The organism is Marinomonas balearica (genome assembly GCF_004362145.1).
In the GTDB taxonomy this organism is placed as follows: domain Bacteria; phylum Pseudomonadota; class Gammaproteobacteria; order Pseudomonadales; family Marinomonadaceae; genus Marinomonas; species Marinomonas balearica.
Genome location: NZ_SNXC01000017.1, coordinates 38,000 through 57,779, shown reverse-complemented (window position 1 = coordinate 57,779; position 19,780 = coordinate 38,000). Strand labels below are relative to the sequence as shown.

Below are 19,780 nucleotides of genomic sequence, written 5' to 3'. Positions count from 1 at the left end.
CATTTAAAGGGGTAAATGAATATGTTGTGTTTAGCGTTTAGCGAACTGAACAGGGCGGATCGTTAAAGACGCTTTTGAAAGACTTACAACACACTTAACGATCTTGCGGATTCCCGCTTTAATCCACTTTGCGAACAACAAATGAGCTTCTAGTTGAGCATGAAAAAAGTCTAGCTCAATATCAGATACATGAGCATTTGATTTTGGTTTAGCTAGGTAATAGTCGTTATTTAAATTCATTTGTGGCTCCAATATGGTGAATTTGATTGGAGACGATCATATCTTGATAAGATATATCTGCTCTCGTTGTCATTAAGAGGCATAATATCGACAAGCAATTAGCATAACAAACGATATAATCTTAGGTAATAGATTATTTTTTCTCACCTTATTAAACTGACGACGAAAAAAAATGCACCTCCCTATAAAGAAAGTGCATTCTTACGAGCAACACCCTGTTAGACCACCATTAACGCATCACAAATGGATTTCCCATCGGCTCACTGGAAGTACTGATCCAAGTCGTTCGTATACGAATATAATCTTGAATAGCCTGTATCCCGGCTTCTCGCCCATACCCTGATTGATTCACTCCACCGAAAGGAGCAATAGGCGAAACCGCTCGATACGTATTTACCCAACAAATACCGGACTGAATTTTTTGCGACACTCGCATAGCTCTGGACAAGTTTTCCGTAAAAAGGCCAGATCCTAGTCCAAATTGAGAATCGTTGGCTAGCACAATTGCCTCTTCCTCGGAGTCAAAACAAGCAATAGACAGAACGGGGCCAAACATTTCAACTTTTAGGGTTTCAATATCGTCGGTGGGACACTCAACAATCGTCGGTTCAAAATAATGTTCGGATCCAAGGTCTGACAGTCGCTGGCCACCGCTTAATATTTTGGCACCTTGCTCCTTCGCTTTCACAAGGGTGGATTCAATGCACTCAATTTGAGCCATAGTACACAAAGGCCCAATATGCGTTGCTGAATCAAGCGGGTTACCTACTACAATTTGCTTGGTTTTTTCCAGCAATAAGGCGATGATTTTGTCATAAAGTGGCCTTTGTACGTAAACGCGAGATCCTGCGACACAAGACTGACCCGAGGCTCCAAAGTTACCGGCGATAATGCCGTTTGTTGCGCTTTCTAAATCCGCATCATCAAACACTAAAATTGGAGACTTCCCGCCCAGTTCAAGCGATGTGACCGCAAAATTATTCGCCGTATTACGAACCACATGTTTTGCGGTTTCCGGCCCTCCGGTAAACGCCAATCTGTCGATATCTGGATGGGATGTTAAAGGAATCGCACAGCCTTCGGCATCTCCCGTAATAACCGACACAACACCATCCGGAAAACCTGCTTCGCCGATTAGTTTAGCAAATTCTAAAATCGCAGCGGGGGCGACTTCTGATGCCTTTATCACCACAGAGCAACCCGCAGCCAATGCTGGAGCCAGTTTCGTCGCGGTAAGAAACATTTGAGCATTCCACGGGACAACCGCGGCGACCACTCCAATGGGTTCCGGCTTGGTAAACACATGCATATCTGGCTTATCAATTGGCAATGTTTGCCCTTCGATTTTGTCAGCAAGCCCAGCATAATAACGATAGTAATTTGCAACATACTTCGCTTGAGACATGGTTTCGGCTGCCAGTTTGCCGCTGTCGGTCGTTTCAATCTCCCCAAGCGTTTGCGAATGCTGTTCCAATAGATCAGCCAATTTATACAGCAAGGCTCCTCGCTGGGTTTGCGTTAATCCACCCCAGTTAGATTGAGACAATACGCGACGCGCCGCTTTTACAGCACGATCGACATCGTCTACTTCAGCACAAGCAAATGTTGCCCATTTCTGCCCTGTGGCAGGGTTAATGGAATCAAATACCCTACCTTCTTTTCCCTGCACCCATTCCCCGTCGATTAGCAACGGATAATGAGGATAGTTTTGCTCCGACATAAATTACTCCTTAACTGAATGCAGGCATGACTTCATCAATGAATCGGCGCAATGAGATTTCTTTCTCGCTACGGCTCATACCGGAGTCGGACCAGTATGAGAACTCATCGTATCCTAGATCTTCATAATGCTTCAAACGCTCAATAATTTGCTTTGAAGTACCAATCATTAAGTCTTTGCGGATAGCTTCTTTCTTATAGAAAGGATGATTTTCAATTTCGTCTTTTGTTAAAGACTCAATCAGACCATGATTGATGGGTCTTTCATTTTTAAACCATGCACCAAAATAACAATAAAATTCATGTAATTTCGCTGCGGCACGATCTAACTCGGACTCGTCATTTGCAACATAAGCATGTTGTAAAATCATGATTTTGGTACGACGATCGAATTTATTACACGCCTCATTGTACTTAGCTATTAGGGTCTCGACTTCATCCAGACCTTGCCAAAGGGGGGTTACTTGTACATTACAGTGGTTACTGAGAGCAAATTCATGACTGTTAATATCGCGCGCAGCGACCCAAATTGGCGGACCATCTTCGGTAAGCGGTTTAGGAGCCGAAGTCGTTTTAGGAAATTGGTAGTGCTTGCTGTCCTGTGTGTGATTTCCTTTCCATAAACCTTTTATCGCTGGCACCATTTCACGGAGGCGTTCGCCGGCCTCCCATGCATCAATGCCCCCTTGAACCATGCGTTCATATTCAAACGAATAAGCACCACGAGCGATACCAAGCTCTAGCCGTCCCCCCGTCACGATATCCGTCATCGCAGCTTCTCCAGCAAGCTTTATCGGGTTCCAATACGGAGCAACGACCGTTCCCGTTCCAAGACGTACATTCTTAGTGCGGTGTGATAGGTCAATCAGGTTTAAGAAAGGATTGGGAGCAATGGTAAAATCCATTCCATGGTGCTCACCCGTCCAGATGGTGCTCATACCACCTTCGTCAGCTATTTGGCACAACGAAATAAACTCATCATATAAATCTTGCTGACGCTGATGTTCGTCAACACGCTCCATATGAGCAAAAAGTGAAAATTTCATCGCACCTCTCCTTCTTTTTCATTACCAATATACAAACGAAATACGCCATTTTGTTTTTCTTCTACATAGCGCGACACCATCGACGCGATGTCTGAAGAAGCAAAAGTAACGCCACTTAACGCGTCAAATGACACAAATTCGCACTCTGCAACATCGCATTTTGAATTTGCTTCGGCTCGGTAGTAGGCACTAAAACTGCCAGTTTGGCTTTTTTCATATACGGAGAAAACCTGACCTACCTCGGCACTGATCCCGATCGAATGGAAGTATTCTTTTAATGAGGATTGTGAAGAGCGCCCCGCTGCCATGGATGTTTCTGGCAAGCTATATCCTTCAGAGGTTTTTTTGAGTAATAGAGCATCTTGATATTCCACTAAGCTTCCGACTTGAGCGATAGCCGCGTCAGTATGTTCTTCCGCTTTGTGCTCCATCCCTAGGCTGAAATACCCGCCTTTCGCGTAGCCTAATCCAAATTTCTCAGAACTTGAGAACCCTTTTACTTCACCAATAAGAAGCAAATGATCGCCAGCAGGCACTTTTTGGAATGAAGAACACGAAAAATGCGTAACCGCTCCGTCTATCAATGGAGAGCCAAACTCATCTTCGTGCCACGCGACTTGAGCAAAACGATCGCCTTTTGAACCTGCAAAAATATTGGATGCGTCTTGCTGATCTTCGGCCAATATACTTACGGCAAAATGATCACACGACTCAAAGATATCATAGCTTGATAACCTCGTTGCAGGGCACACCAACAATAATGGCGGATCCATAGAAACAGAGGTAAAAGAATTCGCAGTAAAACCGACTTTTTCGCCACTTTTACTGACGGCGGTAACAATCGTTACGCCCGTTAAAAACGATCCGAAAGCATTACGTAATTCGCGTACATCAAAATCACTCATAAAAACCTCCTATGCTGAATTAAAACAGCGCTTAGAGAATTCGATCACTAATGGGTTTATTTCATCTGAATGGGTCATTGGAGCCATGTGGCGAGCTTGCTCAACAACATAAACTTGCCCGCTCGGGCACAACTGGGCCATTCGAGACGACATTAAGGGAGAAGAATTTGGATCTCCTTCGCCAGTTATAAAAAGAGTTGGCAAGGCTAGATTTTCAAGATCGGTGTCTAACGGGCCATCATTCATACAAAATATTTCATACGCTTGGCTATAACCGTCTAGGTTGGCCTGACTCAACCATTGAGCACAAAGTTCAGCGTTTATTTTGCTTTCTCCCTCAAGAGGGAAATCAAACCAGCGTTTTACCGGTGCAGTGACATCCAAACTGTCGATGTCTTGTTTTATTTCTTGAACTCGCTCATAAACTGCGCGCTTTGCAGCTTCTGAACGCTGATACACTGAGTTCATTGCGATGATACCTCGACAACTTTGTGTGTTTCGAATACCAAAATTTAACGCAATCATTGACCCCATAGAGTGCCCTGCAATTACAACAGGCGCTTGGATGTCGCACTCAATCCATTTAGCAATCACATCTGTGTAGGCTGAAATCGACGTGCACTCAGGCATCAATTCACTTTCTCCGTGTCCTGGCATATCGACCAGGTACACGGTGAATTGCTCAGCTAAAACGTCCAATTGTCGGAACCAAGCTTCCAACTTCAACCCCACACCATGAATTAGGACAAGTGGATCACCTTGCCCTAATGTCACATACGACAGTCCTGTAATGGACTTAGACCGCTGCGGGATTTTCAATGTCATGTCCCAACTCCTTAAGCTCTTGATAGCGATCACCGATTCTATGATGAGGACGACCGCCCGAAGAGCCGCCTAAAACAACGACGATTTCATCGGCACACGGCGCATCATTAATATTGAATTGCAGTGTTAAGTAATGAGAGCGGCGTCCCCCATCGTTTTTATCCATCATTGGAACAGAAATAGGCGCATTTGCCGGCCCACGAGTATTGGTAAACGACAAGAATGACTTAGCCTCTACCGCTTCACGATAGAAATTTCCGAAATGTAAGGTGTGAATCAGTGCGGAGGCGTGTTCAATTTCGCCGTTTAACCCAACGACTGCCGCTTTACCAAATGCTTCTATGTTTTCAGCGCCACCCGCCAACTCGCAGATTTTGTTCGTTAGCAGTTCACCCAGTTGTGGGCCGTAATCTCGTACAACAGGGCGCAAATCTTCAACGTATTGACCTGCCCACGGGTTTTTTACAACAGCAGCAACTGCAAACATACGCAGAGGCTTCTCTGCTTCTTTAAAACCCTCAATGAAAGTTTCTTCTTCAAAGCTCACTATTTTTCGAATTTCTAAACTCATACTCAATTCCTAACAGTTGTATTTTGTCGGTGTATCAATGACCTCTTTATCGTTATGCAGCCTCGAACTTCGTGAGAAGTTAAGCGTGCGATAAAGACAAACGCACTAAAGACAAAGAGTGACAACACAGTCACGATGTCATATGGTATACCATAATATGGAAACATAAACATACTATCTAATATTGTGCAATCATAAATGTGCTAAAATCGCTCTACTATTGATTTGTATTGAGGAAGGAAAAGTCGAATGTTAAAGGTCGAGCGCCCGAAAACACTCAAAGAAAATGCCTTAGAATCTTTAAGGGACGCAATTACCGGGAATGTGCTAAAACCAGGAGCCCGACTAGTTGAACGCAATTTGTGTGAAACAATGGGAGTGAGCCGAACCGTCGTAAGAGAATGCATCCGGCACTTAGAAAGCGAACGGCTCGTGGTTGGCATTCCTAATTCTGGTTTTGTCGTCGCATCCCTGAGCGAAGACGAAATAAAAGAAATATACGAAATCCGTGCTCTTCTTGAATGTTCAGCAGTGACAGCCTGTTGTGAGAAAGCCTCGAAAGACGTTATCGATACTCTGTACCAACTGCAAAAAGAAATTGCATCTTCGCTTGAAAAAGATGACATAAAAACAGGGCTTGTACTGACAACAGAGTTTTACGAGCTCATCTTTAAAACCGCCGAACGACATGTTTCTTGGGATCTCGTCGCGCAGCTAAATTCTAGAATATCAAGATTGCGAGGGTTAACTCTCAGCACAAGTGGTCGTAAAAAGTCAGGACCTAAAGACCTTTACGACATTGTAAAAGCGATGGAAGAAAAGAACGCAAAAAAAGCAGGCGATATCTGCGCTAGACACTTAAAGGAAGCATACGAAATAACCACTCATCTTGATCAGAACGGTCAAAAAGGTTAAGCCGATGAAAAAAGCGAGATAAAGATACACTCAACCGCTTAAACCCTCTCGACTTGATCGCTACTTTCTCTAATGAGATGAAAACAACGGAGGCTGATTTTCAGCCTCTTTCAATCACTATGAGGTAACAGATGAACAAAGAACGATTTGAACTAGGCTTGGAACAACGTAAATCGACTTTAGGTGCGGAATACGTTGAAAACAATCTTGCAAAAGCAGATGACTTTAATCGCCCTTTTCAAGAAGCAATGACAGAGTGGTGCTGGGGATTCGGTTGGGGTGACGATGCCATTGAGCCGAAAACACGCTCTATGATGAATCTAACCATGATAGCTGCGCTTGGAAAGATGGAAGAATGGGAACTCCACCTTAATGGAGCCATCAATAATGGCGTCTCTCTTGAAGAAATTCGCGCGATCATTCATAGCATCGCCATCTACTGCGGGGTTCCTCAAGGAGTAGAGTGTTTCCGACTCGCTCGACCAATTCTTACTGAACGTGGGCTGTTAGCCGCAAAGGATTCAGAATAAAAGAGGTGTGATTTTATGAAAGGATATTGGATCGCTTTTGTTGATGTTCATAACCAAGATCAATATCAAGATTACCTCGCTTTAGCGCCAGATGCGCTAAAAAAATACGGTGCAAAAATGCTATCAAGAGGTGAAAACGTTACCGTTATTGAAGGGTTTGATTCTGCACCTGATCGTGCCGTTGTATTTGAATTTGATACCTACGAAACAGCGTTAGCCTGTTACCAGTCTCCTGAGTATCAAGCCGCAAGAGAGCACAGAAAAGATTGCTCTCACGCCCATATTCTTATTATGAAGGGACTCGCGTAAATTCCGCCCAACATTGGGCAAATAACATTTGTCCGTTCACCATCAACCGTGCTCACTTAAATGGCACGCTACTGTGTTACTGCTCGATGAACGATCATCGAGCCCCCTCTTTTTCCCAATTTTCTAACACGATCGAAAATACTTTGATCAATGAAATTTAAGTACATAAAAAAAACCACATCAGTACTTGCATAAAAAATGGTATACCATATTATGGAACTTCAAGGTTATTTTTCACTCAACTAAAAACACCAATAAGAGTGCTAATAATCATGTATCCAGTGGCAACAACCATTGCATCAATTGTTTCAAACCAAAAACTATTTAAAAGCACAAAAGGAACAGAACATGATGATGAACACAATACGAGGAGCGATCATTGCCGCAGCATGCTGCGCAGGCGTTACTCAAGGTTATGCACAAGAATCCGTAAACTTTGTCAGTTGGGGCGGCTCTACACAAGACGCTCAAAAAGAAGCTTGGGCAACCCCTTTCACAGGTAAAACAGGCATCAAAGTCATTCAAGACGGTCCAACAGACTACGGCAAACTAAAAGCCATGGTAGAAAGTGGCAACGTTCAGTGGGACATAGTCGACGTAGAAGTTGATTTCGCCTACCGTGCAGCGAAAGAAGGCCTACTTGAACCGCTTGATTTCTCCATTATCGATAAATCAAATATCGACCCTAGATTCGTATCCGATTACGGTATCGGCTCCTTCTATTTCTCATTCGTACTCGCGTACAACATGGGCAAAATTTCAGGTCAACCAGCGGGATGGTCAGCATTGTTCGATACTGAAACCTTCCCCGGCAAGCGAGCACTTTACAAATGGCCAAGCCCTGGCGTAATCGAGTTAGCCTTACTTGCTGATGGTGTTTCCGAATCCGATCTATACCCTCTTGATCTAGATCGTGCGTTCAAAAAGCTTGATACCATCAAAAAAGACATTATTTGGTGGGGTGGCGGTGCTCAATCTCAGCAGTTGCTAGCCTCAGGCGAAGTGTCAATGGGACAATTCTGGAACGGTCGTATGTTTGCCCTGCAAGAAGACGGCATACCAGTAGGCGTGAGCTGGGAACAAAACCTTGTAATGTCTGATTTCCTAGTCATTCCAAAAGGCGCTAAAAACAAAGATGCTGCAATGAAATTTTTAGCCTACTCCACCAGCGCACAAGGTCAGGCAGATTTTGCTGAATTAACGGCATTTTCTCCGATCAACAAAGAAAGCGATTCTATGATCAGTGAAGACTTAATGGCATTTATGCCAACAACTTACGCTGATGATCAGGTGTCTCTAGATTATAAATATTGGGCTGAGCATGGCCCAGATATTGCTAAAAGCTGGAATGAGTGGCTACTGAAATAGACCTTAATAAGCTTCGGTTTTAACTTTGGTTTTATTGCCCTGATAGCGACTTCATTATCAGGGCAATTCATCAGTCCACTGTTTTAGGAAGGCCTGCGCCATCCTGCTTTGTCCAGAATTAAAAGCCCAGTATTAAGAGAACTCCATCTGCACGATACACATCGTATAGCACTGTTTTCACGCTTTAAGGTACGCAACCATGTATATGACTTTGTCGAGAAAAAAGTGGCGGGAAGGTACTCTATTAATCCCTATTCTGCTGTTTTTATGTGTATTTTTTCTCATCCCCCTAGCAGGTCTTTTACTCAGAAGTTTAACTGAGCCAAGTTTCGGCTTGCAAAACTTTGAACAACTTCTAGCCACATCGACCTATGTTCAAGTTCTTTCTAACACCTTTCTCGTAGCCACTCTGGTGACCGTTATTTCACTCGTGCTCGGTTTCCCTCTCGCTTGGTGCATTACGCTCATGCCAAATGGCTGGGGACGCTGGCTTCTGGGTGTGATTCTCTTGTCAATGTGGACAAGCTTGCTTGCTCGAACGTATTCATGGTTGGTATTGCTTCAAACCTCCGGTGTTATAAATAAAACCTTAATGGCGATTGGGATTATTGACGAGCCCATCACAATGGTTCACAACCTAACCGGCGTAATTATCGGTATGAGCTACATTATGATCCCATTCGTTGTTTTGCCTTTGCAGGCGTGTATGAGTGCGATCGATCCAATGGTTTTGCAGGCAGCTTCGATTTGTGGCGCGCCAGCACGCACCGTTTTCTTTAGAATTTTCTTACCTCTTTGTAAGCCCGGTCTATTTTCAGGCGCTTTAATGGTGTTTGTTATGTCATTGGGTTACTACGTTACTCCGGCATTACTAGGAGGCGTTGAGAACATGATGTTGCCTGAATTTATCGTTCAGCAAATCCAAACCTTCTTAAATTGGGGGCTTGCAAGTGCGTCGGCCGCATTGCTCATCATTCTAACGATTGTGATGTTTTACTTTTATCTGAAAGTACAAACAGATTCACCCGTTTCAACAAATACAGGAGCCTAGTTATGCTACTTTCTCAAGGTTCTATGGGATGGAAGCTTAAATCATCGCTGTATGTAATCACTGGCGCGATTGCGGCTTTTTTAGCGCTCCCTATCTTCTTTATCGTTGCTTTGTCGTTTGGCTCGTCTCGTTGGTTGGTGTTTCCACCGCCAAAATGGACGTTAAAATGGTACGAAAAGTTTTTTGAAAACCCACAGTGGATCGACTCGGCAATGACAAGCCTCCAAGTCGCTTTGCTGACATCCGTTATCGCAACACTAATCGCGCTGCCTGCGTCGTTTGCTTTAGTACGCGGAAAATTTAAAGGTCGGGACTACTTATACAGCCTTTTTACCCTTCCGATGATTGTCCCTGTGGTGATCATTGCAGTCGCCGTTTATGGCGTCTTTTTAAACTTAGGCCTAACAGGAACGCTGTTTGCTTTTGTCGTGAGTCACGTCATTGTTGCTTTACCGTTCGCCGTCATCTCGATTATCAATTCATTACGCTTATTCGATAAATCCATTGAAGACGCGGCAGTAATCTGTGGAGCACATCGTCTACAAGCCATTTTCAAGGTGACTTTCCCTTCTATTAAACCGGGTATCTTCGCAGGCGCTCTATTCGCCTTTCTTGTTTCATGGGATGAGGTTGTAATCAGCGTCATGATGGCCAGTCCAGAATTGCAAACACTGCCAGTAAAAATGTGGTCGACATTACGACAAGATCTTACACCTGTCATCGCGGTTGCATCGACCCTTCTTATTTTTCTTTCTTTAATCATTATGGTTATGGCTGGCCTTGCCCGTCGATACAGCAACCGTTAACCACTCACTAGGAGAATCGATATGAGCTTACAAACAAACAACGGCACTTCTTCCCATTCCCCTTTAGTGTGTTTACAGTCTCTAAACAAGGAATACGGCAACTTTACCGCGGTTGATCACATCAATCTAAACATTCAAAAAGGTGAGTTTCTTACCTTTTTAGGCTCCAGTGGGTCTGGTAAAAGTACGACGCTGTCTATGATTGCTGGGTTCGAAACACCGACCTCTGGCGAAATATTATTAAACGAACATTCGCTTATTCAAATTCCATCGCACAAACGCGGTATAGGAATGGTGTTTCAACACTACTCCCTGTTCCCTCATATGAACGTGCGTGACAATATTGGCTTCCCTTTAGATATTCGAAAGATCCCAAAAGCGGAACGAGATAAGAAAGTCGATGACATTCTAAAGCTGGTTCAATTAGAAACATTTGCAGATCGTCGCCCTTCCATGCTTTCAGGAGGTCAAAAGCAACGCGTTGCGATTGCTAGAGCACTTGTATACGAGCCAGATATATTGCTGATGGATGAACCATTAGGAGCCTTGGATAAAAAACTACGAGAAGACTTGCAAGATGAGTTGCGTTTACTCCATAAAAGACTTGGCATCACCATCATTTACGTCACACACGATCAGGATGAAGCCATGCGTTTATCAGAGCGCATCGCAATCTTCAAAGAAGGTAAAATCGTTGGTTTAGGCACAGGCAAAGACTTATACCGTAAACCACCCAATGCCTTTGTTGCGTCTTTCTTAGGAAGCTCTAACTTCCTAAAAGTAAAAGTAAGTGGGCCTAACTCTGCCACATTTGAAGGACAAACAATCCAGTTAGACAGCGAGCACGACGTTCCATTTAATCAACAAGCACTGCTTATGATTCGCCCTGAAAACCTTCAGGTTCTTAGCGAAGACCAAGCAACGCAGTCTCCCATACAAACCGATGAGAACGAGGCGTTTGGTACGGTTAATGAATCCGTCTTTTTAGGGGAGAGCCTGACATGCAGTATCACTACTGCCGACGGGTCTTTGGTCACGAGTAAATCCATTGCGACAGACCTTCCAGAAATTGAACCCGGAGCCAAAGTTCGATTGCGTTGGAAAGTTCAGCACAGTTCAGTGTATTCAAAATGGGAACGCAGTGACATTGAGAAGGACGCTTCTTAACTAGAAGGCTTTTGTTATCCAACGCACTCTGCGTTCGTATGAGTTCCATTAGAGAAGAAGATTTCGAACGAATATCATACGACCCAAAGTGCGCTTCTTGCCTCCGTTCCGCGTACGTTAACCTTTCTGATATTTCATTTTAACGATCATCTTCGTTAAATTCTCAAATGTCTCCGCTGTAGATTCTAACAATAGCTTGTTTGAGAGCCATTTCGGTATTGCACCAGCAGCGCTTCCACGACCTTGATACGATATTTGGACACGCTGATCGCTTATCGTTTTAATACGCCACATACCAGACACTTGCTCCATCCGAACGTAGGCAGGATCTTGAGGGAAATCTTGCCCTACATCGGTCACTTCGATTCGATAGCCTTTTCCGTCTCCATCAGACACAACATAAGAGTACGTCACCATATCTCTATCCCGCACAGGCCACGGCGCATTGTAATAGGAATGAACTAATCGCTCTTTTATTGACGGGCGAGCTTTCACCACAACGGCTTTGCAGTTTGCTATCCACTGAGAAGCAGCGTCGGTATCCTCCAGAAGCTTAAGCAATGCGTCTGGCTTAGACCTCACCGTCGCAATCGCTTTGACCTCTAGACCTACCTCCGTTAGCCGCGAATACACAGCCACTGAGGTGCTTTTTGAATATAGCTTCCATTCTTGCGAGTATGCACTTGCAGTAAAAAGCAGCAAGCAAAAACCCACTCCATTGAATCTTATGTTTTTTAAGATGAACGACATGAATAGAGTAAACTCTGGCCAAGTATCAAGATTAACGTACTCGTCGGCACATTCTTAAACAAGCACTAAAACGACAAATCTCTGCCTTCATTCAGGTATTGCTTAAAAAGACCATGGAAATGTGAAACAAAAAATAAGGCAAAAAAAACCACGCCGTTAAGCGTGGTAAAATTTGGGTAATGAGGCGAGATCAACCCTTCTAAGCGTTTCCAAGGAATCACCTTATCCATTTCTAAAAGAAAGCGTTCGCGTTTTGTTTGTTTACGCTTGCAGTTATGTTCGGCATCGGAAAAGCTGAGTTGATCCATGGTATTGTTCCAAGTCGAAAGAAATAAAGAGAATCATGCCATAAGTTCGTCTTTTTTCAGAGGTTCCTTAGAAAAGTGATAAACCACCCAAATTACTGACTGATATTGGGCTTTTCAGAATGTTAAGGCATGCAGCTCTACTTGATCGCATGTTTCCTAGGGTTTGAAAAACAAGAGTGGGCCAACATGAAGCTGGCCACAATTGCTCAACTAAGACTTTGCTCTGCGTAGACGGCGAAAAATTGGTACGACGCACAATATCAGACATAGACCAAAAAGCACTTTAGAAAGCGGAGATGCAATAAGTGCTGTGAGATCACCTTGATGGATCAACATTGTCAGTCGCAGGTTTTGTTCAATCATGTTTCCAAGAACGAGACCCAAGACAATCGGTGCAAGTGGGAAGTCCAGACGATTGAGAATATAGCCAACTATACCCATTCCGAACATAATCCATACATTGAACATGTCATTGGATAGTGCATAAATCCCAACGAGTGTCAGGCACATGATCATTGGCGCAAGGATCACTTGTGGTAAGCGCATTACTTGAGAAAATAGACGTGTCGCAATATTTCCACCCAGTGCAAAGAGCATGAAAGAAGTAAAGAGCATCTGCCACATAAAGCCGTAAACAATGTCCGGTGTATCGCGGAATAATTGCGGACCAGGCTGTAAGCCATGTACCAAAAGACCTGCGAGTATCACTGCAGAAACGCCACTTCCTGGTACTCCTAGAACCAAGGCGGGGATCATTGCGGCAGAGTTGTCCGAGTTGTTGCCGGTTTCCGCAGCTGCGACGCCGCGAATATCACCTTTTCCAAAAAGTTCTGGGTTCTTGGCTGTCCGGCGAACTTCATTGTAAGCGAGAAAAGCCGCCATCGACCCACCTGTCGCAGGTAATATACCGACACCAATACCGATCAGGGATGAGCGCAACCATGTAGGCAATAAGTACTTGAAATTTTTAAAGAATCCATCGTCAGGATGACCTTTGATTTCGATTCGTTCTGTATTTTCGCTGTATCGTTTTTCAATCATTCGAATGGCCGGCGGGATTGCATAGAGTCCTGTTAGAATAACCAGTAGGTTAATGCCGTCGATAAGCTCGAGTCGGCCGAATGTAAAACGCTGTTGTCCCGTGACAACATCCGATCCAACCGTCCCAAGAAGCAAGCCAATTGCAGCAGCAATCAAGCCTTTGATCGGATCTTTTCCAAGTAGTATTGCGATGGACGACATGCCCAAGATCCCAAGCCAAAAATACTCCGAAGGTCCAAAGAGTAAGGTGACCAAGACTAATGGTGGTGCGAGCGCCATTAATGAAATCGCACTGAGCGCTCCACCGATCGCAGAGGACCAACAGGCCACTTTAAGTGCTAGAGCTGCACGGCCCTGTTTAGCCAATGGGTAGCCATCGAAAGTTGTCACAATGGAGGGTGGAGTGCCCGGTACATTGAGCAAAATAGCCGGTACGGCGCCACCATACATAGCACCGTTGTATATGCCAGCCATAATCCCTAGCGCCACAAGAGGTGACATTGAGAATGTCAGTGGGATTAATACCGCAATCGCCATCGTCGCGGTCAGGCCTGGAAGTGATCCGACTACCATTCCGGCAAGGGTGCCAACGACCATAGCCAGAACATTGTGCCATGCAAGAACAGCAGGAAGAGCGTGAAAAATAGCTTGAAGCGTTTCCATCATATGTCCTTAAAAAGAGGTCGAGAGAAGCGTTACAAAGAACTCTTCAGGTAGAGGCCGTTCAAAGAGCGCCACAAAAATCGCATACACAAAAATGCAGAACCCGAGTGCCGAGCAGATAAGAGGTATGGGTTTATGATATCCAGCGCCCTTGGCTATGCCGATGATCAAGATGAACGAAGTAGTGAAAAAACCAAGGTAGGGTAAGGTCAAAAAATACAGCGCCAGCATTGCAAACCCGATGAACATACGTTTGCCTGAAATCGCAAATCGCCATTGTTTTGCTTCATCGTTAAGAAAATGTGCCGCTTTGCCTATAATGCCGCGAACGAGCAAAGCCGTGGATAATATACCGATGATCAAGAGCAGCGCTGCTGGGAACATGCGTGCGTCCGTAGGCAGATCACTGATTTGAAACCATCCGATAATTACCAATAAAATCATGCCCGCTGCGGCGGAACATTCGGCTATACGAAAGCTCATAGAGTTGCTCCTAATGTGGAATCTAATAGGGTCACAGCGCTCTGCACTGTGACCCATTGAAAGCCTTGTGGCTTATTTACTCCAAGGCGTTGCCGCCCAAGCTGCATCTAAAGATGCGCTAACTTGGGAAAGGAACACATCGTAATCCGCACCACCGATATAGTGCACTGGAACACCAGCTGCTTTCGCTTTGGCAAGATATTCCGGATCATTAACCGCTTTTTCAACCGCTGCTGACAAGATCGCAACCACTTTAGGGTCTGTTCCTGCCGAAACTGCAAGGCCACGCGAAGAACCAGAGATAACATCTACGCCTTGCTCACGGAATGTCGGTGTGTCCGGCGACATTGCATTGCGCTTATCACTCATGACACCGAGTAGACGCATTGAACCATCTTTAACATACTCAGTAGCTTCAGACAGGTTAAAAGCTGCGACCTGAATATGGCCACCCAAAAGTGCTGTTCGCAAAGGTGCTGTTGCGCCGAATGGTACGTGGTTGAATTTGGCGCCTGTTGCCGCTTCAACACCAAGGATGGCAATATGTTCTGATGAACCAATCGAACCGGATGTACCGATTGGCAAAGCGCCTGGATTTTTTGTGCCGTAATCGACCAGATCTTGTAGAGTTTTTAATGTGCTGTCGGAGCGCACAACGATCACACCTGGATCATATACAAGGTTGGCAACACCAGTGAAGCTTTTAGGGGAATAGGCTGTGTCGCGTTCGTAAGAATAGCTGTACATGGCAGGCAAGTTGATGAAGCCCATCGTATAACCATCTTTTTTTCCTGTCGCGAGCAATGAGAAACCAACTTCGCCCCCTGCTCCAGGTTTGTTGATGATTACCAGATCTTCGCCAAGGTATTTCTCGATGTAAGGCTCGATTGTTCGAGCAGCAACATCTGTGCCGCCGCCGGGATTAAATGCCACTATTACGTCTATGGCATGGTCTGGGTAATTTTGGGCTATGGCAGCGGTCGAACTTAGCACCGTAAGGCCAATAGCTGCGATTAATGAAAGTGAAAATCTAGGTTTGGTCATGTAAGTTTCCTTTTGCTATGGTTGAAGCATTTGAGCCACTTTTGCGGTCTTTTCTGGGAAGCAGCTTTTTGCTTGCGTCTTCCCACTCGTCGCCCTCAAGTTCAGGGCTATTGTACGCTTGAAGGCGTTCAAAATAGATCTCAGCGTCACTTGCAAACAATGCAGCGACAACGCCGCGCATGAGTCGATCTGCGCCTGAAGAAATGGCTGGAATGTCGCCAGACAGCTTGCCGTGGGACAGCATTGCAGCATCATTGAAGCAATGGATTCGTGACAACATCGGGCAACATCCTTGCTGCTTTTCTAGAAATTCGAAGGTGTCGCCCAGATAGGGTGCATCCAACATGCCCGAAAGAGGCTTGCCCATCGATGGATCGTAAACGCCGTCTTTCCAAGTGCGAATGTGCTCGGAAAAGGCCGAAAATTCTGCTCGCCCTGTAAAATCATTACGAAAGCCAGTGGCGGCTATCAGAAAATCTGCCTCAAAGGTATGAAGCGGCGTTTTGACGGCAATCTGACCGTCTATTTCGACCACATCTTCTACAGGGCAGCCCAAAAATATACGGGCATTTTCGTGCTCTGTGACGCGCAATGTGGATGGACGTGGTGGTGGAACTTGCTGTTCGTTTACATAGGCAAAGTATTTGTATTTCCACTCGTCTGGCAAGAAACGCATGCCATTCACAACGCCTTGCGAGCTAATGCCTGTCATCTTGTTGATGCGCGGCATCTCTTTGCGGCGGATCAACATATCGACATGCGCCGCACCCGCTTCAAGCGCTGTCGCAGCATTGTCCATTGCTGACGCGCCAGCTCCAATAACAACCACACGCTTGTTTATTAATGTGGAAAAATCAATGTGATCAGCACTATGCGACCAATATTGGTGATCGACCTTTTTCAAAAAGGCAGGAACTGCACCGCCGCCAAGTCCAGAGCGCCCAGTCGCTAAAACGAGGTGACGGCAGTATTGGATACGACGGCCTTTGTTGTCTTCGATGCTCACTGCTATGATATTTTCCCCCGCGTCCTGAACATCAAAAACACGAGTTTCATTGACAACTGGTAGAGATAAAACTTCGCGATACCACCGTAGATAGTCCATCCAAACATTTTTTGGGGCGAGCGTCAGCGCCTCAAATCCATCTTCTCCCCATTGTGCCTCATACCACGCACGAAAGGTCAGAGAAGGAATGCCAAGACTAGGTCCCGCGAGCGTTTTTGGTGAGCGCAAGGTCTCCATTCGTGCAAAGGTTTCCCATGGTCCTTCTAGTCCTTTTGGCGCTGTATCGTACAGCACTATATTGTCCACACCTGCCAGCTTGAGTTTCGCAGCACCAGCAAGACCACACATCCCCGCACCAACAAAAATCACATCCCAAACGTGCTGGCCATTATGATATTTTTGTTCGACCCACGACTTCGAAGGCAGCTCCAAAAGCGTTAAATCTTTAGCGATCTGTTTATTGAGTGTGGCGATACCGTCAGGATTATTTGTCATATAAGTGCCTTTTAATTGGAGTGTCCGAGGGGATGCATAAGTCGATTGGCCCAGCCGAAGATTGCTATGGCATGGATAAGGTCGATGATTTCGAGCTTATCCATGCCTGCCTCAGTGAGCGCATCAATGTGTGAGTGGTTGGCTTGAGGCGGCGTTGCGGTTAGAGCTGTGGCAAAAGCGAGAATTCCGCTATCGCGTTTAGACAATGTATCAGTACGTCCCGCAAAGAGCGCGGAAGTGACATCGGTAGAATTGGTTAATCGTGCATGTTGGCGTGCATGAACATTTGCGCAGTAACGGCATCCGTTAGCCAATGACGCAGCAAGCGCGCCAAGCTCGCGGTCTTCTCTAGGCAGACCACCTTCAGCATACATGATGGCGTTAAACAGTTTTGTTCGTGCCACATAGCTTTCAGGATCATGAGCAAGTGTTAGCACATAGGGTGATACCTTTGATGCCGATGGTGTTACTTTCATCGCGGCTAGTTGCTCTTCGGTTGCATCTGCTAGCTCAACCGGAGGCAAATAGGGAGACCATGTTAAAGGCTTTAGTCTGATTTTGATGATTTTATTCATGATGCGTCTCCAAAAGTGACAGCCCATGAACTAAGCGGATTTGAAAGCACACATAGGCACAAAGTTCCGACAGAGCGATGATCTGAGGCACAGAAAAACCAACAGTTTGAAGATCTGACAAGTGCTGTGCCGATGCTTTGGAGGGCTCTGATGCGATCATATCCACATGCGCTGCAAGTACCGCCAACTTTGGATCTGTGCAAATTTCTCCGGCAGAAAATGCCTTCAAGCTCTCATCCGTAGGAATAGGGTATCCCTTAAGCTGGCTGTCAGGGTTTGCGGCGGTTTTCGTAATCCTGCGCGCGACTGCGACACGCAAATCATGTAATAAATCAAGGGGATCATTGGGCGTAAGTACCGCGTATCGGCAGTCTTTTGCACCCTCTATAAATTCAGGTCGAAACATACGCCCAATTCGAACCAAATTATTGGGCGCGAGCTCCGCGTTTATACCTATTGTGTCTGAAGTATCGATCATTTAACTTCTCTTTGTAATTCGCGCCTTCATATTGATGCGCAATATGACTAGAATGGATTGTGGGTATCCTTTTATGCATTTAATATATTATGCATCTAATAGATCATAAGTAGATAATTATGTCACATAAGAATAATGAGATGCCAGATATTCGTGGTATTCAAGCTTTTGTCGCCGTTATGGCATCGGGCTCCATGACAGGTGCTGCAAAACAATTAGGCATCGGACAGCCTGTTATTACTCGTGTAATTCGTGATTTGGAAGCAGCGATTGGCTTTCCTGTGTTTGAACGCAATGGACCTCGAATTTCCCCAACCCCTAAAGGTTTGCGATTTTTTGAAGAAGCTCAACGACTCTTAACCGGTTACGAACAGCTCGCAGACAGAGCAGCTGCAATACGCGACACACAAGTACGTTCTCTCACGATTGCCGCAACGCCTACGATGGCTGCCGGCCTTGTCCCAACCATGCTTTCGTTGATGGCTAATGAACTTCCGGCGATAGTCTCTCTTATGACATTAGACGCCGAACATTTATCTCAGTCTTTGCAATCAGGTGCGGTTGATTATGGCGTTTGTGCTTTACCATTATCCCACGCTGGCTTGGAGTGTTTAGCCATATCCACATCGCGATTGGTTGCTGTTTTGCCGCAGGATGACCCATTGGATATGGTGTCTTTTGAACAATTTTCTGAACGTCGGCTTTTAACGCTCGCCAATAGCTATCGTATACGCCACAAAATCGACATGGTTCTTAATGACAAAGGCGTCATAGCGAATGAGGTTCTGACTACCAATAATTCGCTTAATGCAATTTTAGCAGCGCGCGAAGGGCTCGGAATCGCGATTGTCGATCCTGTTTCGGTATATGGCATCGGCCTTCACGGAATCAAAGTCGTCCCCACTGAACAAGAAATTCCTTACGAATGGGGTCTATTTCGTCGTGTTGGACAGGATGATATTTCTTTTGTTGATATATTGAGAAAAGGCTTTCTCGAGGCGTCTAAAAAAGTCTCTGAACAAGTTTTATAACTTAAGGAATGTGGTTTCAAAGATGATGTTTTTGTTAAGAATATTATCCTTTTTTGATTTTTTTTCGTGTTTTCTTTCATATACATCCACTAAGCATAGTTGGACCATGTTAAGGAACATGCGAACAAGTCCTAGCCATGCAATAATCGCGCTTTACGTCTTAGAGCCTCAACCATGTCACACCCACTCACTTTTGCCGCCAGCGAGTTCAACAACAAACGCCGTAAAACACGTAAGGAGATTTTCCTTTCTCGCATGAATAAGTTGATGCCTTGGGATCAACTAGAAGCGGTTATTGAGCCGTTTTATCCTAAACCAGAGAATGGCAGAAGACCTTATCCGCTATCAACCATGTTCCGCATTCACTGCATGCAACAACGTCAAATCTCTGCCTTCATTCAGGTATTGCTTAGAAAGACCATGGAAATGTGAAACAAAAAATAAGGCAAAAAAA

The 19,780-nt window shown here is 45.1% G+C and carries 21 protein-coding genes and 2 pseudogenes; 9 read left to right on the top strand and 14 right to left on the bottom strand.

Annotated features, from left to right (window positions below; all coding sequences use genetic code 11):
* Positions 1–30: 30 nt before the first annotated feature.
* From DFP79_RS17585 to DFP79_RS17560, 6 genes are all read right to left on the bottom strand, one after another.
* Positions 31–240 (bottom strand): hypothetical protein, encoded by a 210-nt coding sequence (locus tag DFP79_RS17585; protein ID WP_133505249.1) that lies wholly within the window; start codon positions 238–240, stop codon positions 31–33.
* A 229-nt stretch (positions 241–469) separates the two neighbouring features.
* Positions 470–1,960, bottom strand: a complete 1,491-nt coding sequence (locus DFP79_RS17580; protein WP_133505248.1) for an aldehyde dehydrogenase — start codon at positions 1,958–1,960, stop codon at positions 470–472.
* A gap of 10 nt (positions 1,961–1,970) precedes the next feature.
* Positions 1,971–3,005, bottom strand: coding sequence for an LLM class flavin-dependent oxidoreductase (locus DFP79_RS17575; protein ID WP_133505247.1), 1,035 nt, complete (start codon positions 3,003–3,005; stop codon positions 1,971–1,973).
* Positions 3,002–3,910 (bottom strand): flavin reductase family protein, encoded by a 909-nt coding sequence (locus DFP79_RS17570; protein ID WP_133505246.1) that lies wholly within the window; start codon positions 3,908–3,910, stop codon positions 3,002–3,004. The genes DFP79_RS17575 and DFP79_RS17570 overlap by 4 nt, the downstream gene beginning before the upstream one ends.
* Positions 3,911–3,919: 9 nt before the next feature.
* Positions 3,920–4,735, bottom strand: a complete 816-nt coding sequence (locus DFP79_RS17565) for an alpha/beta fold hydrolase (RefSeq protein WP_133505245.1) — start codon at positions 4,733–4,735, stop codon at positions 3,920–3,922.
* On the bottom strand, positions 4,707–5,306 hold the full coding sequence (locus DFP79_RS17560) for an amino acid synthesis family protein (protein ID WP_133505244.1): 600 nt from the start codon (positions 5,304–5,306) through the stop codon (positions 4,707–4,709). Before DFP79_RS17560 ends, DFP79_RS17565 begins: the two co-directional genes overlap by 29 nt.
* 249 nt (positions 5,307–5,555) lie before the next feature.
* On the opposite strand from DFP79_RS17560, the gene DFP79_RS17555 reads away from it, so the two are divergent.
* The 7 genes from DFP79_RS17555 (at position 5,556) to DFP79_RS17525 (ending at position 11,452) form a co-directional block, all read left to right on the top strand.
* Positions 5,556–6,221: a GntR family transcriptional regulator gene (locus DFP79_RS17555; RefSeq protein WP_133505243.1), complete on the top strand. Its 666-nt coding sequence runs from the start codon at positions 5,556–5,558 to the stop codon at positions 6,219–6,221.
* Positions 6,222–6,352: 131 nt separating this feature from the next.
* Positions 6,353–6,751, top strand: coding sequence for a carboxymuconolactone decarboxylase family protein (locus DFP79_RS17550; RefSeq protein ID WP_133505242.1), 399 nt, complete (start codon positions 6,353–6,355; stop codon positions 6,749–6,751).
* Between the two features lie 15 nt (positions 6,752–6,766).
* Positions 6,767–7,060 carry a DUF1330 domain-containing protein gene (locus DFP79_RS17545; RefSeq protein WP_133505241.1) on the top strand — a complete coding sequence of 98 codons (294 nt, stop codon included), beginning with the start codon at positions 6,767–6,769 and terminating at the stop codon, positions 7,058–7,060.
* 348 nt (positions 7,061–7,408) lie between these two features.
* On the top strand, positions 7,409–8,428 hold the full coding sequence (locus tag DFP79_RS17540; RefSeq protein WP_133505240.1) for an ABC transporter substrate-binding protein: 1,020 nt from the start codon (positions 7,409–7,411) through the stop codon (positions 8,426–8,428).
* Positions 8,429–8,627: 199 nt separating this feature from the next.
* A complete protein-coding gene (locus DFP79_RS17535; RefSeq protein ID WP_133505239.1) occupies positions 8,628–9,479 on the top strand; it encodes an ABC transporter permease in 852 nt (283 codons plus the stop codon).
* Positions 9,480–9,481: 2 nt separating this feature from the next.
* A complete protein-coding gene (locus DFP79_RS17530; protein ID WP_133505238.1) occupies positions 9,482–10,285 on the top strand; it encodes an ABC transporter permease in 804 nt (267 codons plus the stop codon).
* A gap of 21 nt (positions 10,286–10,306) precedes the next feature.
* A complete protein-coding gene (locus tag DFP79_RS17525; protein ID WP_133505237.1) occupies positions 10,307–11,452 on the top strand; it encodes an ABC transporter ATP-binding protein in 1,146 nt (381 codons plus the stop codon).
* A gap of 117 nt (positions 11,453–11,569) precedes the next feature.
* Here DFP79_RS17525 and DFP79_RS17520 read toward each other — a convergent pair whose 3' ends face one another.
* The 8 genes and pseudogenes from DFP79_RS17520 to DFP79_RS17485 form a co-directional block, all read right to left on the bottom strand.
* Positions 11,570–12,202: an START domain-containing protein gene (locus tag DFP79_RS17520; RefSeq protein ID WP_133505236.1), complete on the bottom strand. Its 633-nt coding sequence runs from the start codon at positions 12,200–12,202 to the stop codon at positions 11,570–11,572.
* Between the two features lie 173 nt (positions 12,203–12,375).
* Positions 12,376–12,510 (bottom strand): annotated as a pseudogene (locus DFP79_RS18115) (IS5/IS1182 family transposase); the annotation flags it as partial.
* Positions 12,511–12,720: 210 nt separating this feature from the next.
* Complete coding sequence (locus DFP79_RS17510; RefSeq protein WP_243730308.1) at positions 12,721–14,148, bottom strand: tripartite tricarboxylate transporter permease; 1,428 nt, start codon at positions 14,146–14,148, stop codon at positions 12,721–12,723.
* A gap of 75 nt (positions 14,149–14,223) precedes the next feature.
* Positions 14,224–14,697 (bottom strand): tripartite tricarboxylate transporter TctB family protein, encoded by a 474-nt coding sequence (locus tag DFP79_RS17505; protein ID WP_166637737.1) that lies wholly within the window; start codon positions 14,695–14,697, stop codon positions 14,224–14,226.
* A gap of 72 nt (positions 14,698–14,769) precedes the next feature.
* Positions 14,770–15,741, bottom strand: coding sequence for a Bug family tripartite tricarboxylate transporter substrate binding protein (locus DFP79_RS17500; protein ID WP_133505232.1), 972 nt, complete (start codon positions 15,739–15,741; stop codon positions 14,770–14,772).
* A complete protein-coding gene (locus DFP79_RS17495; RefSeq protein WP_133505231.1) occupies positions 15,728–17,242 on the bottom strand; it encodes a flavin-containing monooxygenase in 1,515 nt (504 codons plus the stop codon). The genes DFP79_RS17500 and DFP79_RS17495 overlap by 14 nt, the downstream gene beginning before the upstream one ends.
* An 11-nt stretch (positions 17,243–17,253) precedes the next feature.
* Positions 17,254–17,817, bottom strand: coding sequence for a peroxidase-related enzyme (locus DFP79_RS17490; RefSeq protein WP_133505230.1), 564 nt, complete (start codon positions 17,815–17,817; stop codon positions 17,254–17,256).
* Positions 17,810–18,295 carry a hypothetical protein gene (locus tag DFP79_RS17485; protein ID WP_133505229.1) on the bottom strand — a complete coding sequence of 162 codons (486 nt, stop codon included), beginning with the start codon at positions 18,293–18,295 and terminating at the stop codon, positions 17,810–17,812. The genes DFP79_RS17490 and DFP79_RS17485 overlap by 8 nt, the downstream gene beginning before the upstream one ends.
* A gap of 119 nt (positions 18,296–18,414) precedes the next feature.
* Between DFP79_RS17485 and DFP79_RS17480 the strand changes: the two genes are divergently transcribed.
* Complete coding sequence (locus DFP79_RS17480; protein ID WP_133505228.1) at positions 18,415–19,326, top strand: LysR family transcriptional regulator; 912 nt, start codon at positions 18,415–18,417, stop codon at positions 19,324–19,326.
* Between the two features lie 174 nt (positions 19,327–19,500).
* Positions 19,501–19,704 (top strand): annotated as a pseudogene (locus DFP79_RS17475) (transposase); the annotation flags it as partial.
* Positions 19,705–19,780 lie beyond the last annotated feature (76 nt).

Coding starts and splice junctions, on each gene's coding strand:
- DFP79_RS17585 (WP_133505249.1), bottom strand. CDS start 240: ATGAATTTAAATAACGACTATTACCTAGCTAAACCAAAATCAAATGCT.
- DFP79_RS17580 (WP_133505248.1), bottom strand. CDS start 1,960: ATGTCGGAGCAAAACTATCCTCATTATCCGTTGCTAATCGACGGGGAA.
- DFP79_RS17575 (WP_133505247.1), bottom strand. CDS start 3,005: ATGAAATTTTCACTTTTTGCTCATATGGAGCGTGTTGACGAACATCAG.
- DFP79_RS17570 (WP_133505246.1), bottom strand. CDS start 3,910: ATGAGTGATTTTGATGTACGCGAATTACGTAATGCTTTCGGATCGTTT.
- DFP79_RS17565 (WP_133505245.1), bottom strand. CDS start 4,735: ATGACATTGAAAATCCCGCAGCGGTCTAAGTCCATTACAGGACTGTCG.
- DFP79_RS17560 (WP_133505244.1), bottom strand. CDS start 5,306: ATGAGTTTAGAAATTCGAAAAATAGTGAGCTTTGAAGAAGAAACTTTC.
- DFP79_RS17555 (WP_133505243.1), top strand. CDS start 5,556: ATGTTAAAGGTCGAGCGCCCGAAAACACTCAAAGAAAATGCCTTAGAA.
- DFP79_RS17550 (WP_133505242.1), top strand. CDS start 6,353: ATGAACAAAGAACGATTTGAACTAGGCTTGGAACAACGTAAATCGACT.
- DFP79_RS17545 (WP_133505241.1), top strand. CDS start 6,767: ATGAAAGGATATTGGATCGCTTTTGTTGATGTTCATAACCAAGATCAA.
- DFP79_RS17540 (WP_133505240.1), top strand. CDS start 7,409: ATGATGATGAACACAATACGAGGAGCGATCATTGCCGCAGCATGCTGC.
- DFP79_RS17535 (WP_133505239.1), top strand. CDS start 8,628: ATGTATATGACTTTGTCGAGAAAAAAGTGGCGGGAAGGTACTCTATTA.
- DFP79_RS17530 (WP_133505238.1), top strand. CDS start 9,482: ATGCTACTTTCTCAAGGTTCTATGGGATGGAAGCTTAAATCATCGCTG.
- DFP79_RS17525 (WP_133505237.1), top strand. CDS start 10,307: ATGAGCTTACAAACAAACAACGGCACTTCTTCCCATTCCCCTTTAGTG.
- DFP79_RS17520 (WP_133505236.1), bottom strand. CDS start 12,202: ATGTCGTTCATCTTAAAAAACATAAGATTCAATGGAGTGGGTTTTTGC.
- DFP79_RS17510 (WP_243730308.1), bottom strand. CDS start 14,148: ATGGTCGTTGGCACCCTTGCCGGAATGGTAGTCGGATCACTTCCAGGC.
- DFP79_RS17505 (WP_166637737.1), bottom strand. CDS start 14,697: ATGAGCTTTCGTATAGCCGAATGTTCCGCCGCAGCGGGCATGATTTTA.
- DFP79_RS17500 (WP_133505232.1), bottom strand. CDS start 15,741: ATGACCAAACCTAGATTTTCACTTTCATTAATCGCAGCTATTGGCCTT.
- DFP79_RS17495 (WP_133505231.1), bottom strand. CDS start 17,242: ATGACAAATAATCCTGACGGTATCGCCACACTCAATAAACAGATCGCT.
- DFP79_RS17490 (WP_133505230.1), bottom strand. CDS start 17,817: ATGAATAAAATCATCAAAATCAGACTAAAGCCTTTAACATGGTCTCCC.
- DFP79_RS17485 (WP_133505229.1), bottom strand. CDS start 18,295: ATGATCGATACTTCAGACACAATAGGTATAAACGCGGAGCTCGCGCCC.
- DFP79_RS17480 (WP_133505228.1), top strand. CDS start 18,415: ATGTCACATAAGAATAATGAGATGCCAGATATTCGTGGTATTCAAGCT.